The organism is Rhodoferax sp. GW822-FHT04A08, from assembly GCF_058801025.1.
This window is the reverse complement of record NZ_JBXAMW010000004.1, coordinates 90,552-105,911: the sequence shown is the minus strand read 5'-3', so window position 1 is coordinate 105,911 and position 15,360 is coordinate 90,552. Positions and strand designations below refer to the sequence as shown.

General features: G+C 61.5%; 14 protein-coding genes. 13 read left to right on the top strand and 1 reads right to left on the bottom strand.

The window, feature by feature from the left end:
• Positions 1-4: 4 nt before the first annotated feature.
• Complete coding sequence (locus AC1RMF_RS10100) at positions 5-4,459, bottom strand: autotransporter domain-containing protein (RefSeq protein ID WP_493141347.1); 4,455 nt, start codon at positions 4,457-4,459, stop codon at positions 5-7.
• A 379-nt stretch (positions 4,460-4,838) separates the two neighbouring features.
• Between AC1RMF_RS10100 and ccmA the strand changes: the two genes are divergently transcribed.
• The 13 genes from ccmA to AC1RMF_RS10035 all read left to right on the top strand — a co-directional run bounded on the left by ccmA (position 4,839) and on the right by AC1RMF_RS10035 (position 15,356).
• A complete protein-coding gene (gene ccmA / locus AC1RMF_RS10095; RefSeq protein ID WP_493141346.1) occupies positions 4,839-5,519 on the top strand; it encodes a cytochrome c biogenesis heme-transporting ATPase CcmA in 681 nt (226 codons plus the stop codon).
• 5 nt (positions 5,520-5,524) lie between these two features.
• Positions 5,525-6,178, top strand: coding sequence for a heme exporter protein CcmB (ccmB, locus tag AC1RMF_RS10090; protein WP_342621047.1), 654 nt, complete (start codon positions 5,525-5,527; stop codon positions 6,176-6,178).
• Positions 6,175-6,915, top strand: a complete 741-nt coding sequence (gene ccmC, locus AC1RMF_RS10085) for a heme ABC transporter permease CcmC (RefSeq protein WP_493141345.1) — start codon at positions 6,175-6,177, stop codon at positions 6,913-6,915. The genes ccmB and ccmC overlap by 4 nt, the downstream gene beginning before the upstream one ends.
• Positions 6,916-6,925: 10 nt before the next feature.
• Positions 6,926-7,102 carry a heme exporter protein CcmD gene (gene ccmD / locus AC1RMF_RS10080; RefSeq protein ID WP_342619758.1) on the top strand — a complete coding sequence of 59 codons (177 nt, stop codon included), beginning with the start codon at positions 6,926-6,928 and terminating at the stop codon, positions 7,100-7,102.
• Positions 7,099-7,554: a cytochrome c maturation protein CcmE gene (gene ccmE, locus AC1RMF_RS10075; RefSeq protein WP_342619757.1), complete on the top strand. Its 456-nt coding sequence runs from the start codon at positions 7,099-7,101 to the stop codon at positions 7,552-7,554. The genes ccmD and ccmE overlap by 4 nt, the downstream gene beginning before the upstream one ends.
• A gap of 2 nt (positions 7,555-7,556) precedes the next feature.
• Positions 7,557-9,509, top strand: a complete 1,953-nt coding sequence (locus tag AC1RMF_RS10070; protein ID WP_493141344.1) for a heme lyase CcmF/NrfE family subunit — start codon at positions 7,557-7,559, stop codon at positions 9,507-9,509.
• A gap of 82 nt (positions 9,510-9,591) precedes the next feature.
• Complete coding sequence (locus tag AC1RMF_RS10065; RefSeq protein WP_493141343.1) at positions 9,592-10,140, top strand: DsbE family thiol:disulfide interchange protein; 549 nt, start codon at positions 9,592-9,594, stop codon at positions 10,138-10,140.
• On the top strand, positions 10,133-10,600 hold the full coding sequence (locus AC1RMF_RS10060) for a cytochrome c-type biogenesis protein (RefSeq protein WP_342619753.1): 468 nt from the start codon (positions 10,133-10,135) through the stop codon (positions 10,598-10,600). Before AC1RMF_RS10065 ends, AC1RMF_RS10060 begins: the two co-directional genes overlap by 8 nt.
• A 12-nt stretch (positions 10,601-10,612) precedes the next feature.
• Positions 10,613-11,911, top strand: coding sequence for a tetratricopeptide repeat protein (locus tag AC1RMF_RS10055; RefSeq protein WP_493141342.1), 1,299 nt, complete (start codon positions 10,613-10,615; stop codon positions 11,909-11,911).
• Between the two features lie 25 nt (positions 11,912-11,936).
• Positions 11,937-13,226, top strand: a complete 1,290-nt coding sequence (locus AC1RMF_RS10050) for an NAD(P)-binding domain-containing protein (protein WP_493141341.1) — start codon at positions 11,937-11,939, stop codon at positions 13,224-13,226.
• A gap of 192 nt (positions 13,227-13,418) precedes the next feature.
• Positions 13,419-13,841 (top strand): DUF4399 domain-containing protein, encoded by a 423-nt coding sequence (locus AC1RMF_RS10045; RefSeq protein WP_493141340.1) that lies wholly within the window; start codon positions 13,419-13,421, stop codon positions 13,839-13,841.
• 74 nt (positions 13,842-13,915) lie between these two features.
• Positions 13,916-14,323 carry a hypothetical protein gene (locus tag AC1RMF_RS10040; protein ID WP_342619749.1) on the top strand — a complete coding sequence of 136 codons (408 nt, stop codon included), beginning with the start codon at positions 13,916-13,918 and terminating at the stop codon, positions 14,321-14,323.
• Positions 14,324-14,501: 178 nt separating this feature from the next.
• On the top strand, positions 14,502-15,356 hold the full coding sequence (locus AC1RMF_RS10035; RefSeq protein ID WP_493141339.1) for a hypothetical protein: 855 nt from the start codon (positions 14,502-14,504) through the stop codon (positions 15,354-15,356).
• The last annotated feature ends 4 nt before the right edge of the window (positions 15,357-15,360 follow it).

The window sequence follows — 15,360 nt, the reverse complement described above, 5'->3', positions numbered from 1 at the left end:
GACCTCAGAAGCGCATCAGGTAGGTGGCGGACAGTTGGTTGCTGATGTAGCTGCTCGGCGACGTCGCCCAGGCAGGTCGCAGCTCCGGAGTGGACTGCACATAGCGCCACGAGAAGTCCAGTGAATCGCGTGCACCCAGCCCGACGTTGTAGCCCAGCGTGAACAGTGCGGTCGTGCCCTTGAGCCGGTAGCTGAAGAATTCTCCGTTGGGGTAGGCGTCGTCCTGTACCCGCGCCTGGGCGATCGTGATGTTCTCCAGCGATCGGTGACCGGTGGAAACGATGTCGCCATCGCGGTATTCGCCGGTCAGGTACAGGGTGGCTCCTTTGCCCAGCGAATAGTCCACATTCATGCGCAAAGATGTGTCCTGGGTCTCAAACACCGAGTCGTTGGCCTGGCGCGTGTTGTACATGAGCGCACTGAACAGCGTGATGCGGTCCGTCAGGGGTTGCAGCCAGGTGCCACCAACGGAGCTGCGTATGCCGTCACGCAGGCTGGACTGGTAGTCCTCTCCCGTGACCTTGCCCACCAGACCCCAGGTGGGGGCATCGAAATCTGCCGATCCGCGGTATTGCAGCGTGGCCTCTGCGCCCAGCGCGAAGCGGCTCAAGCCGTTGAAGTTCTGGAAGCGTTCGCCGGTGGCCACACCGGTCAGCAGGAAGCGGGTATTTCCTGTCAGCTGGTACTCCAGCGTGCGGCTCACGTTCACCGTGTAGACCATGTCGGAGCGGATGTCGCTGCCCAACTTGGCGCGGGTGATGTTGTCATCCCAGGTGGCGCTGGAGTCCACGGTGATCTCGTTTTCGTCATCCGTTATTTCTTCGTCGCCCGTGAGCAGATTGCGCAGGCCCTTGGCCCCCAGTTCCTTGGTCAGCCGCATGCGCAATGCGTAGCTGGACTCCGAGCTGGACACCCGGCTGAGCTGGTAGTCCAGACCAAAGGACCAGCCGTCGCGGAACAAGAACTCGCTGCCCAGGCCCAGCACCATGGCGCTGCGCCGGCTGTCGGTCGGAGCGATGGAGTAGCGTGTGCCACCGATCTGGTCGGCGTAGGAGATGACCGCATCACTGCCGTCCATCAGGTCCTGACGCCATTCCACGCGGGCGCGCGGCACGGCCCAGCCGAAGGACGTGGAGTGAACCGCTTCGCCTCGCAGACCCAGCACGGCCTGCGAGCTGTTGTTGGTCTGTTCAAAGTAGTGCAGGGCATAGTTGCCGGCGCCGGTTTCCGAGACCTCATCAAGCCTGTCCTGCGAGAAGTCCAGCCGCACATAAGGTGAAATCATGCGGCCGTTGTTGCGGTACTCCAGGCCGGTGCCTATGGAGCCGAAGATCTGCAGCCCCTTGCGGTTGCTCAGCGCAAAATCCGCCATGGGGTCCACCCAGCGCCGCATGTCGTAGTCAATCGTTCCCACCCCCAGCATGCCCTCGACAAAGGCGTTTTCGCCAAAGAGGTAGCTGCCGTACGCTGCCACGGAATAGCCCTGTGACTGGTTGCGTGAGCCATCCGTGCCGATGTAGGCCACGTCGCGCGCCAGGCCCACTCCCATGCCCCAGGTGAATGCATCGCTGACCGGAATATCCACACCGACGCTGATCCCGTTGGAGCTGTACTCGGTCGCGCTCACCGCGCCGTTGGCATCCCGCGAGCCAAAGCTGACCACGCCTTCCACCCACACCGAAGTACCTGGCAAGGTCGCCCCTGATTGGCCGTCACTGCCAAACGCCGATTTGAGTGCGCCCAGATCCAGGGTGCGGTTCTGGTTGAGGTTGTACAGAAGGCCGATCAACGGCGCATTGGGAACACCCAGCTGGTTCATTGCCATGGAGACGCCCGACTCCACCGGCAAGGATGCAGTGGGGTTGGTTCCGGTAGGCAACTGGGTGGCGTTGCCGACTTGCATTCCGGGTGCGGATGCCTGGGGCATGCCAGCGGAGAGCATATTGGTCAGGGCCGCATTGCCAAAGTTGCCATTGCCCGTTGCTGTCGTATTCCAGGCACTATCAGAGCCCGGGTTGTTCACCACCTGTGCGCCTGCTGGCGTCAACCCCCCGAGTCCGCTGCGCTGGCCGCCCGGTCCTCCCGGGCGCCGCAGGCTTTCCATGTGGCGCCCGAAGTTGGAAACCTGTGCCTGCGAGAAACGCAATGCGGTTTGCGTCTGGTTGGCTACCAGCCCGGTGACGGCTGCGTTCTGTGTGGGATCGGGGCGGCCGGTGACGGTGATGGACACGGTACCCGCCGATGCCTTGAGCGCGCCAAACGACGCAACCACCATCATGGAGTCGGTACCGAAGTAATCCTTTGCCGGGGTGTAGGTGAGCTTGGTTCCACTCAGTTGGGTGCTGCCATGCCCAGGCGCGACCGAGACGGTAAAACCGGTGGGCGACAGGCCATTGAACATGCAGGCACTCAGGTCCAATGTTTGCGCAGTGTTGAGAGGCGTGGTCAGCGTGCAACCGGTTGGCGCAGGCGACCCGACCGCGAAGTTCAGAGTGATGGGTGCGCTGGGTCCTATCAGGTTGGTCGCCGTGAAGGTATAGGCCGTGCTTGCCATCGGCGCGGTCGGCAAAATCGTGATGAGCCCGGTGGCGGTGTTCAGGCTGAAGCCTGCGGGCAGGGCCGGCGTCACCGAAAAGGTGGCAGGCAGGTTGGTTGCCACCAATTGGACCGTGGTGGTCGTGTTGATGGTGAACACGGTTGAAGCCCCATTGGCCGGGCTGGTGATGGTGGACACGGCATTCGGGTTGATGGTGAATACGACCGTTTTGGAGCCCGTCAGATTGCCGGTGTTGATTGCCGAAACCGTGACGCTATAAATGCCGCTGACCGTGGGTGCGCCAGAAATGGCCCCGGTGCTGCTGTTGACCGACAGCCCGGGTGGCAGGCCGGATGCCGAGTACGGCGTGGTGGTCAACGGACCATTGGCGCCGGATGTGGCAATCGTGTACTGGGTCGCGGAGGGTCCTACCACTCCCGTTGCAGTGCCCGGGCTGGATATGACCGGGGCCTGGTCGGCATTGACCCGCACACTGACGGTCTTGGCCGTTCCCAAGGCGCCATTCGTGGCGTTCAGCGAGAGTGTGAAATCACCACTCACGGTGGGCGTGCCCGTCACCAGCCCTGTCGAGTCCACCGACAGACCGCTGACCCCTGAAACGTAGTACTGGCTGACCAGTTGCGGATTGGTGGCAAGGATGTGGAACGCCGTGATCGCCGTTCCCACTGTTCCCAGCACGGTGGGATTGTTTTGTGCGAGGTCGGTCGTGATGACCGGGGCACTGGCCTGGGCCACCGTGATGGTGAGCGTCTGCGACAGTGATCCGGAGGTCAGCGTCACCGGATAGCTGCCTGCAGTGAGCGGGCCGGATGTGCTGGTCAGTCGCTTATTGGCCGAGTCGTACGTCACTCCAGGCGGCAACGTGCCGCTGAGCGATATGGCGGCTGACGGATAGACGGCGACGTTGAACGGGAGGTTGGTCGTGGCGCCCTGCGAGAGCGACAGGCTGGAAGCGTTGGTGAAACCCTGGATGGTCACCGAAATCGTGGTGCTGAGCGTCTTGACGCTTTCATCCACGGCACTGGGCAGCGTCACAGTGACGGTTACGGTGGCAGCACCGGAAGAGGTGGGTGTGGTCGGTGTGCCCACAATCTTCCCGCCGGTTGTCATGCTCAATCCCGCAGGAAGGCCTGACGCGGCGAACGTGGCAGACGAGTCGTTGGAAGTGAAGGTCGCCAATGGAGAGCCGGAGGTATACGCGACGCCTGCATCCCCGGTTGCCGAGCTGGGCGCTGAAGTGAAACCGTAGACCGTAACGCCAATGGTGTGTGTATTGGACGTGCCCTTGGGATTGGTGGCCGTGACGCTAATGGAGTCCGAGCCGGTGTAATTGGCATTGGATGTATAGCCGATGTTGTATTGCATGGCCAGCGATCCCGCGGCCTGCGAGGGTGTGGCCGTGCCGTGGGAGGCACTTGCGGCAAGTCCGTTATCTGCCGCAGAGCCACCGGAAGTGCCGGAGGCCAGGTAGCCCCACACGTCCTTGGTAGCCGAGCCGCCGGACTTCACGCTCAAGGTGCTGGTGGTGGTGTTGAAGTGCGGCGTGAAATACTGGCCGATGTAGAGGGCCAGCGAGGTGATGTTGGCGTCGCTGGGTGGCGTGGGCGTGCCACCCGCTGCGGCATACATGAGACCTCCGGAGGAAAGCGCAGTCTTCAGGAAGGTCGGGTCGTTGGAGGCATTGGGGTGTCCCGGGGCCGTTACCGATTGGGTGGTGCTGTATTCCGTACCGAAGTGGCAACTTGAGCACACGCCATACCCGGTGGAGCCGGTTGTCCGGTATATGCCCTGTCCCGCGGAAACTGACTGCGCCTGCGCAGTGGAGAAGGCCAGCAGCGTCAGGGCAAGAATGCCGAGGGCCCTTTTGAGCTTGTTACATATCAGCACAAGGAATGAAAGCATGCCAAGTGGTCCCCATAAGTAGCAGTATTTATGTTGGCCGCACCCGCAATCCCTACAAAGTTTGACAAAGGCGCTTGCAGGTAAATGTAAACAAATGTAAGCAGCCGTGGCAAATACTTTGCAGTCTTGCAATGTGTTGCCAGTTGTTCCGTTGCATCCAGGTGGCATTTGCCGGTACCAAAACGGCAAAACTGATGAACTTGCCCGGGGGTAGATGTGATTTACAGCTTGATACGGGCAAGGCCCTTGGACTTGACGGACGTCAATGTCTCTTAATGTTGGCAGGCGATAATCCACCACTCTTGGAGCCTGGCGGCGGGGGAAACCGCTACAGCATGTGCCCGATGTGGCGGGGTTCTTATTTACCTTGGCGGACGATTTGACTTTTCAACACGAGCAGAGCGCGGGCATGCGGGCCCAGGATCTCACCGTTCGCCGGGGCACTGAGGTTCTGTTCAAGGCACTGAGTTTTGAACTGCAGGCAGGCCAGCTGGTCTGGCTGCGCGGCTCCAACGGCAGTGGCAAGACCAGTCTCTTGCGCGTGCTGGCAGGCCTGTCCCGCCCCGATGGCGGCCAGCTCCACTGGAATACCCAGACGCTGTCCGAATCTGAAGACTACCGCGCCCGCCTTGTCTACATGGGCCATGCCAATGCACTCAAGGACGATTTGACAGCCGTGGAGGCTCTGCGTTTTCTCACCACCGTGCATGGCCGCGCTTGCCCGCAGGATCGCATGGAAGCGGCATTGCGCCGCATGGGCGTGTTTCATCGGCGCAAGCTACCGGTGCGCATGCTTTCGCAAGGCCAGCGCCGCCGCGTTGCGCTGGCGCGTCTGGCCTTGGAAGACCGGCCCGGCCTCTGGATACTGGACGAACCTTTTGACGCACTGGATGACGCCGGTCTGGCTCTGGTGCAGGAGCTGTTCCGCGAAAACGTGCAGCGTGGCGGCATCGTGCTGTTCACCAGCCACATCCCCGTGCGCCCCGAGGGCTTGCCGCTGGTGGAGCTGACCTTGCAGGGAACGCGCGCCGCGCCGCGCAGCGCCGAGGTGATGCAGTGAACCCCATGGTGGCAGTTCTGGCGCGCGACCTGCGCCTGGCCAGCAGAAGGCCGGCAGAGGCCTTGCTGCCGGTGGCGTTCTTCGTGGTGGCTGCGAGCCTGTTTCCGCTGGGTGTAGGGCCGGAGCCGTCCACCCTCAAGCAGATAGCGCCCGGCATTGTCTGGGTCTGTGCGCTGCTGTCCAGCATGCTGTCGCTCAACTCCATGTATGGGAGCGACTACGCCGATGGCTCGCTGGAGCAGATGCTGATCTCGCGCATGTCGGGCACCGAGTTGGCTGTGGCCAAGGGCTTTGCCCACTGGCTGATGACCGGAGTGCCGCTTCTGTTAGTGTCGCCGCTGTTGGGGCTGCTGTTTGGCCTGTCCTGGGAAGCCATTGGCCTGATGGCTCTGGGGCTTTTGCTGGGTACACCGATACTCAGCATGATGGGCGGCATGGGTGCAGCGCTGACGCTGGGGTTGCGCAACTCGGCCGTATTGATCCTGCTGATCGTGCTGCCCCTGTGCATTCCGGTGTTGATTTTTGGCGCTGGCGCGGTGTCGGCTGCGGAAGCGGGGCTGGCGCCGAATGGCCATTTTTATCTGTTGGGAGCGATGTTGCTGCTGACGTCGCTGGGCGCGCCAGTGGCCACTGCTGCAGCCTTGCGCATATCTGTATGAAAAACCTGCCACGACTTTTTTACTTCGCCGCACCTTCGCGCTTCTACTGGCTGGCAAGCTGGAGCGTGCCGTGGCTGTATGCCATAGCCGCGGTGTTTGCCGTCTGGGGGCTGTACATCGGTTTCTTTGTGGCGCCCACGGACGCCACCCAGGGCGATGCCTACCGCATCATCTTTATCCACGTGCCCGCGGCCTGGATGTCCATGGTGATCTATCTGGCCATGGCCGGCTGGGCTGCGTTCGGCTGGGCTGCCAATGCGCGGCTGGCGTCCATGATGGCGCGCGCTCTGGCGCCTACCGGAGCCGCGTTTACTTTTTTGGCGCTGTGGACAGGCGCCTTCTGGGGCAAGCCCACCTGGGGCGCATGGTGGGTGTGGGACGCACGGCTTACGTCCGAACTGATCCTGTTGTTTTTGTACCTGGGCTTCATGGCCCTGGTCGAAGCCATTGACGACACCCGCCGTGCCGACCATGCGGGTGCCTTGCTGGCCATCATCGGCGCGGTGAATGTGCCCATCATCTATTTTTCGGTGCGCTGGTGGAACACCTTGCACCAAGGCGCCACCATCAGCATGACGGCCGCTCCCAAGATGGCCGCCACCATGCTGACCTCCATGTTGCTGATGACCGTGGCTTTCTGGGCCTATGCTTTTGCCGTGGTGTTCAGACGCTGCAGCGCCATCGTGCTGGAGCGTGAGCGCGGCGCCGATTGGGTGCAAGCCCTGGCAAAGAAGTGAAGGTGACACCATGATCTGGAATAGCGCGAGTGATTTTTTTGCCATGGGTGGCTATGGCCTGTATGTATGGGGCTCCTACGGCGTAACGGCTGCCTGGATGCTGCTGGAGCCCGCTTTGGCTGCACGCAGACACCGTGCAGCTTTGGCGGCACTGAGTGAATGGGATGAACAAGGTGAACAAATATGAAAACGCGGCATAAACGGCTGGCCATTGCGGCCGGCGTGGTATTGGTGATCGGTGCAGCGGCTGCGCTGATCCTCAATGCCTTCCAGAGCAACCTGGTGTTCTTTTTCTCGCCCTCGCAGATCGCCTCCAAGGAGGCGCCCGTGGGCCGCACCTTCCGCCTGGGCGGTCTGGTGGTGGCCGGCAGCGTCAAGCGCGACGGCGTGGCCGTGGACTTCAAGGTAACCGACACGGCGCAAACCGTGCCGGTGCACTTTGAAGGCATCCTGCCCGACCTGTTCAAGGAAGGCAAAGGCGTGGTGGCACAGGGCAAGCTGCAGGACGGCGTGTTCATTGCCAAGGAGGTTCTGGCCAAGCACGATGAGAACTACATGCCGCCCGAAGCAGCAGAAGCACTCAAGAACGCCGCCAAGAGCAACGAAAAAACCGCCGCATCCCTGGTTACGAGCAAATAAACATGATTCCTGAACTTGGTCACTTCTTTCTCTGGCTGGCGCTGGGTGTAGCGCTCGTCCTCGGGGTGTTCCCGATGTGGGGCGCAGCGCGTGGTCGGGCTGATTGGATGGCGCTGGCGCGTCCTGCCAGTTACCTGTTGTTCTGCCTGGTTTCACTGGCTTCCGTGTGCCTGATGGTGTCCTTCATCCGCAGCGACTTCTCGGTGCTGTATGTGGCTTCCAATTCCAACACCGCCTTGCCCTTGCAGTACCAGATAGCCGGCTTCTGGGGCGGGCATGAAGGCTCGCTGCTGTTGTGGGTGCAGATGCTGGTGGTGTGGATGGTGGCCGTCGCGATTTTCAGCCGCCATTTGCCGCAGCCAGTGCTCTCGCGCATTCTCTCGGTGATGGGGCTGGTCAGCGTGGGCTTTCTGCTTTTCATGCTGCTCACTTCCAACCCATTTGACCGGCTGTTTCCCGCACCCCCTGATGGCCGGGACTTGAACCCGCTGTTGCAGGACCCGGGCATGGTGTTTCACCCGCCCACGCTCTACATGGGCTACGTCGGCTTCTGTGTCGCCTTCGCGTTTGCGATTGCGGCCCTGATAGGCGGCAACCTGGACGCCACCTGGGCGCGCTGGACCCGCCCTTGGACCACCGTGGCCTGGATGTTCCTGACCGTGGGCATTGCCATGGGTAGCTCCTGGGCCTACTACGAACTGGGCTGGGGCGGCTGGTGGTTCTGGGACCCGGTGGAAAACGCGTCGCTCATGCCCTGGCTCTTGGGCACGGCGCTGATCCACTCGCTGGCAGTGACCGAGAAGCGCGGCAGCTTCAAGAACTGGACCGTGCTGCTGGCGATCCTGGCGTTTTCGTTCTCGCTCCTGGGCACCTTCCTGGTCCGCTCGGGCGTGCTGTCATCGGTGCACGCCTTTGCCACTGACCCGCGCCGCGGCCTGTTCATTCTGGCCTTTTTGACAGTGGTGATCGGCTCCTCGTTCACCCTGTTTGCCTGGCGTGCGCCTACCGTGGGTCTGGGCGCGCGCTTTGCGCTGTTCTCCAAGGAGACATCGCTCTTGGCCAACAACGTGCTGTTCATGGTGGCAGCCGGTGTGGTGCTGCTGGGCACGCTCTACCCCTTGCTGCTGGATGCCATGGGCATGGGCAAGATTTCGGTAGGCCCGCCGTATTTCGACTCGGTCTTCATGCCGCTGATGCTGCCTACCATCTTCCTGATGGGCGTCGGGCCCATGGCGCGCTGGAAGGAAACCTCGGTGCCGGATCTGGCCAGCCGCCTGAAGTGGGCCGCGGGTGTGACCGTGGTCGCTTCCATCCTCACCGGCCTGCTGGCGGGCTCCATCCATCTGGTGGCCAGCATCGGCTTGATGATGTCCTACTGGATCTTCAGCTCCGTGGCCACCGACTTCTGGGAGCGTGTGCGCCCCGAAGGCAAAGGCTTTGCCGAGTTGCGCCGTCGCATGGGTCAGATTCCGCGTGCGCTGGCCGGCATGATGGTGGCGCACATCGGCGTGGCCGTGTTCTGCTTTGGTGTGACCATGGTCAAGACCTATGAGGTCGAGAGTGACGTCAAGATGGCCGTAGGCGACACCACCACGGTGAAGGGCTACCAGTTTGCCTTCAAGGGCGTCAAGCAGATTACCGGCCCCAACTACGATGCGACGCGCGCCCAGATCGAAATCACCCGCAACGGCAGCAGGGTGGCCGAACTGCACCCGGAGAAGCGCATCTACCGCGTGCAGCAAAATCCCATGACGGAAGCGGCCATCAGCCCGGGCCTGACCCGTGACCTGTATGTCTCCATGGGTGAAGAGGTGGAGGGCGGAGCCTGGATCATCCGCGTCTATGTGAAGCCTTTTATTGACTGGATTTGGGGCGGTGGCCTGGTGATGGCCTTTGGGGGATTCCTGGCCTTGACCGACAGGCGTTACCGCCGCAAAGCGGGAGTTAAAGTATGAGCCCCCACGTTCGTCACTGCGTGTATTCACTGCCCCCCGAGGGGGCGCTGCTCTCCTTGGGGCGGCCCGGCGGAGAGCAACCATGAGCAAGTATCTGCGTTTCCTGTTGCCTCTGTTCATCTTCCTGGGGCTGGTCGGCTTTCTGTTCAAGGGCCTGTTTCTGGACCCGCGCGAGGTACCCTCACCGCTGATCGATAAACCGGCGCCAGCCTTCTCGCTGAGCCTGCTGGACAAGCCTGACACCACATTCAAGCGTGACGACATGCTCGGCAAGGTCTGGCTGCTCAACGTGTTTGCATCGTGGTGCGTGGCCTGTCGTGAAGAGCATCCCCTGCTGGTGGAGTTCTCGCGCTCCAAGATGCTGCCCATCTACGGCCTGAACTACAAGGACGACCGGGCCGCCGGCATGAAGTGGCTGGCCACCTTTGGCAACCCCTACGACGGTTCGCTGTTCGACCGCGACGGCAAGGTCGGCATCGATTACGGAGTCTATGGTGTGCCGGAGTCCTTCCTGATCGACGCCAAAGGCGTGATCCGCTACAAGCAGATCGGCCCCTTCACGCCTGAGGCCATTGAGACCAAGCTGATTCCTCTGGTGCAGCAGCTCAAGAAGGAGGCTGGCAATGTCTAAGTGGCTTTTGCTGTTGTGCATGGCCGCTTGGATGTCCATCGCCTCGGCCAACGAGGCGGCTCCCGCAGCCGCCGATCCGGCGCTGGAAGCGCGCATGCTCAGCATCACGGCCGAGCTGCGCTGCCTGGTGTGCCAGAACCAGACCATTGCCGACTCCCATGCCGACCTCGCCGTGGACCTGCGTCAGCAGGTGCGCGAGATGCTGCAAAAGGGTCAGACCGACCAGCAGATCCTGGACTACATGACTGCACGCTACGGCGACTTCGTGCTGTATCGCCCGCCTTTCAAGAACACCACTGTGCTGCTGTGGGTGGGCCCTGGCGTGATGCTGGTGGCCGGGCTGGTGATGCTGGTGCTGATACTGCGCCGGCGCAACCGCATGCCTGCCGACAAGTTTGACCCGGAAGAACCGGATGACGGCGTCGCCGCCGAAGATGCCACCGAGCGTACCGCCCACTGATTTGGATTGCGAATGAACACCTCCACCGACACGATTGAAGGCCTCAAACAGAAGCTGGCCCAACTCAAGGACTTGCACGACAGCGGTGTGCTGGCCGAAGCCCAGTACCAGGAGGGAAGGGCCACGCTGGAGCGGCGCATTCTGGAGCTGGTGCTGTCCGCAGCGCCCGAGGCGACTACCCGTCTGGCTACGGCCGCCGCGTCTCCCAACCCCAGGAAGCAGTCCACGATGTCGGGCAAGGCGGCGGCTGCGGCGTATGCCGCCACGGCAGCGGCCAGTGTTCCGCCCGTGCCGGCTACCGCACCCCGGCCTTCGCCACTGCTGCTCACGGGGCTGGCCGTGGGCGTGCTGGCTTTGGCGCTGGCCGGATATGCCTGGAAGGGCTCACCCGGCGCGCTGACGGGCACCACCGATTCGGGTCAGGTAGCAGCGGACGGCAAGCCCGCACCCCACGCCGTGGGTGCCGAGCAGATCGCTGCCATGACCGAGAAGCTGGCTGAGCGACTCAAGTCCCGTCCCGATGATGTGGAAGGTTGGTCCATGCTGGCACGTTCCTACAGCGTGCTGGGGCGCCATGCAGAGGCGCTCAAGGCGTATGAGAAGGCTTTGAGCCTGCGCAAGGACGATCCCACACTGCTGGCCGATTACGCCGATTCCATGGCGGTCAATAACAACAGCGACCTCACCGGCGAACCCATGAAGCTGGTGGAGCGTGCGCTCAAACTGGACCCCAAGAACCTCAAGGCCTTGTACCTGGCAGGTACCCAGGCCTTCAACACCAAGGACTACACCAGTGCGGTGCAGATCTGGGAAAAGATGGTGGCCGTCTCGCCCCCGGGCAATGTGTTCGCACAGCAGGTGGAGCCGGCCATTGTGGAAGCACGTCGGCTCGCCGGCATGCCGCCAGCGGCCAAGCCGCTGGACGCGGCACCTGCAGGCAATGCGGCACCAGCCGCTGCGGGCGGTGGCGTAGTGAGTGGTACCGTCACCCTTGCGCCGGCACTGGCCAAGCAGGCCCAACCGGAAGACACCGTGTTCGTGTTTGCCCGCGCAGCCGAAGGCTCACGCATGCCCCTGGCGATTCTGCGCAAGCAGGTCAAGGACCTGCCGCTGAACTTCACGCTCAATGACAGCATGGCCATGTCGCCCGCCAGCGCGCTGTCCACCGCCAGCAAGGTCATCGTGGGTGCGCGCGTCAGCAAGAGCGGCAATGCCATGGCCCAGCCGGGCGACCTCGCGGGCCAGTCGGCCGTCGTGAACGTGGGTGCAACCGGCCTGAAGATCGAAATCAAGGACGCTGTCAAACCCTAGTGCCTGTCTGCCCGGCGAGTCCGTCGTGAATTACCTGTACCTCTACGCTGCCATCATTCTCGCGGTCATCGTGTTGTATTCACGGCGGCATGTGAAGAAGGTTGAAACCGACAAGTCTCAGTTGCGGGAATCGATACAGGGTGGCATGGCAGAGCCGCCCTCGCTGCATCCGGTGTTTGACCCGGTGCGTTGCATAGGTTCGGGCTCCTGCGCCACGGTGTGCCCGGAAGGCGCCATTGGCATCGTCAACGGCCGCGGCGTGCTGATCAATGCCTCCCATTGCATAGGCCATGGCGCGTGCCTCGCGGCCTGTCCGCATGACGCCATCAAGCTGGTGTTCGGTACCGAGAAGCGCGGCATCGACATTCCCCACATCAGCGGTGAGTTCGAGACCAACGTGCCGGGCATCTTCATCGCTGGTGAATTGGGCGGCATGGGACTGATCCGCAAGGCGGCAGAGCAAGGGCGCCAGGCCATCAACGCACTGCGCAAGCGCGATGGAGGCCAAGCCGAATACGACGTGGTGATCGTGGGCTGCGGCCCGGCGGGACTCTCGGCCGGTCTGTCAGCCATGCACCACAAGCTGCGCTACAAGCTGATCGAGCAGGAAGATTCCCTGGGTGGCACGGTGTACCACTATCCGCGCAACAAGATTGCGATGACCGCACCGGTGGTGCTGGACATCGTCGGCACGGTGAAGTTCGGCGAGGTGCAAAAGGAAAAGCTGCTCGAGTTCTGGCTGGGCGTTGTCGAAAAGACGGGGCTGCAGATCTCGTTTCACGAGCGCATGGAGAGCATTGAAAAGTCCGGCGACGGTTTTGTGGTGCAGACCAACAAGGGTGGCTACGTCACCCGCAGCGTGCTGCTCAGCATGGGGCGGCGTGGCACGCCGCGCAAGCTCGATGTGCCGGGTGAAGACAGCCCCAAGGTGGTCTACCGCCTGATCGACCCCGAGCAATACAAGGGCCAATCCGTGCTGGTAGTGGGCGGCGGCGACAGTGCGCTCGAAGCCGCCATTGCCATTGCGGAGCAGGACGGCACCACGGTCACCCTGTCTTATCGCAGTGCCGCCTTTTCGCGCGTCAAACCCAAGAACAGAACCCTGCTGGAGCAGGCCGAAAAAGCAGGCCGCATTCAGGTGCTGCTCAATTCCGGTATCAAGGAAATCCTGGAGAAGGAAGTCCAGCTGGAGCAGAACGGACAGCTGCACACGCTGACCAACGATGCGGTCATCGTCTGTGCTGGCGGCCTTTTGCCGACGCCCTTGCTGCGAAAAATAGGCATCGACTTCGAGACCAAGTTCGGCACCGTCTAACGCGCGGGCACGCAACATCCGCAGGTGCCAGGTTACAAAGACTGGCTGTTGTTACATTTTGTAGCATGATCCGCACGGCATTCCCGCGATGCGTGAGGTGATTCATACCTCACAATCACCTCAGAGTCGTTGGCCTTGCAATAAATATTGCAGGTGGCCGACACAGAATATAAATAGGCACAGGGCACGTCCATGCAATACATACACTACCTGCGCGTCTCATGCGTGAGCGTCGCATTCTTGATGGCCACATTGGCGGGCAACCTGGCACGGGCTGCGGATCGCGTCTTTTTTCTGGAGCCGCTCGACAAGGCCGAAGTCACATCACCGGTGACTGTGCGGTTTGGCCTGGAAGGCATGCGCATTGCACCGTTGCGCGACAAGACGCCGGGTACGGGTCACCATCATCTGATCATCGACGGCGAGCCTGTTCCCAAGGGTGAGCCGATTGATGTGGATGAAACACACATCCACTACGGCACCGGCCTCACCAGCGCCCGCATCGACTTGCCACCCGGACCGCACAAGCTGACACTGCAATTCGGCAACGGACGCCACGAGTCCTATGGTCCGGAAATGAGCAGCACCATCAACATCACCGTGAAGCCACAGTGATTGGCTTACGGTTGTCTTAAGAAATTCGTCAGTGAAGGTCGCAACAATGCAGGCGATCCGATAGAGGCAACACCATGAAGCCAATATATATATATGGTGGCGTCCTGCTGCTACTGCTGCTGAGTTTTTCGTTGCTGGGTATTTTCTTGACCAACGTCAAATGGCTGCGCCCACGTCTGGCCTCCAGTTACGTACGCATGTGCACCCTGGTATTTTTGCTGGCGGCCTATGCCATGGCGCAATACGGCTGGCCGGGTGTGCATCTGCGCGCGGTGGACCTGTGGTCCCTCCTGGTCATTTTGGGCATTCTGGGGTATTCGCTGCTGAAGGCGACCCTGGCCTATTCGCAGCGCGAACTCGATCACCAGGACTTCAGCAAGAGCTATATGTTGTCCATGCTCTACACCGACAGCGAACAGATGCCCCATGAAGAAGCACAGGGTGCAACCCACAACGAGATACGAGACAAACGACAGCCGTAGGTTTTCTGCAACCCGTTTGATGCACCCTTAAGAAATCCTTAATGGCTATCGAACTATGGTGCAGCACAGTGAGAAAAAGGCCACCGGCCTACGCTGCCATTAGCCAGGAGGAGCTCCGTGTGAGCCGGATACGAACAACATGAGTGCAGCACCGCCAAACAGATCGGCATCGAACGCCGTGCGTAAATCTTCTGTCCAGATACTGGCAGGAGACTCGCTCGTCTACATCGTGCTGGTTGCATTGCTGTGGGGCACCTGGCGCATCAGCCAGTTGGGCCTGTTCCAGTCCGGCGATGACACGGGCTACTGGATTGGGGTGACAGGCTCCGTCATGATGTTGTGCTTGCTGACCTATCCATTGCGCAAATATGTACGCTTTGCGCAAGGCTGGGGCAATATCAAGATCTGGTTCTGGGTCCATATCGTTCTGGGCGTGCTGGGTCCACTGCTGGTCTTGCTGCACTCCAACTTCCGCACCGGCTCGCTCAATGCGGCCGTGGCCTTGTACAGCATGCTGGTGGTGGCGGGCAGCGGTGTGGCCGGGCGCTTCCTGTTTCAGCGTGTCAACCGTGGCCTGCAAGGCGAGCTCACCGACTTGAAGACCGTGACGCAAAACGCCGGTATGGACAAGGAAGATGCCCGCTCCCGCCTGGCCTTTGCGCCCCATGTGGAGCAACGGCTCAAGGCGTTTGAGGAGCGTGAGCTGCAGACCTCCGATGGCTTTGTGGCCAATATGCGTGCCGTCTTCTGGTTGCCGGTATTGCAGTTCAAGGTCTACCAGCAATGTGCCAGGGAGCTCGACATGCTGTTGCCGAAAATGGCGGCCAGCCAGCACTGGAGCCGTGAGGACCTGCAACGCAGACGTTCCAAGGCCAAGAAGATGGTGGACCGCTATCTGAATGCCGTGGTCAGCGTATCGCAGTTTTCTGCTTATGCGTTCCTGTTCTCGCTGTGGCACGTGGCACATATTCCGTTTGTGTATGTGCTGATCGTGACCGCGCTGGTTCACGTATACGCGGTGCACGCGTATTGACAAC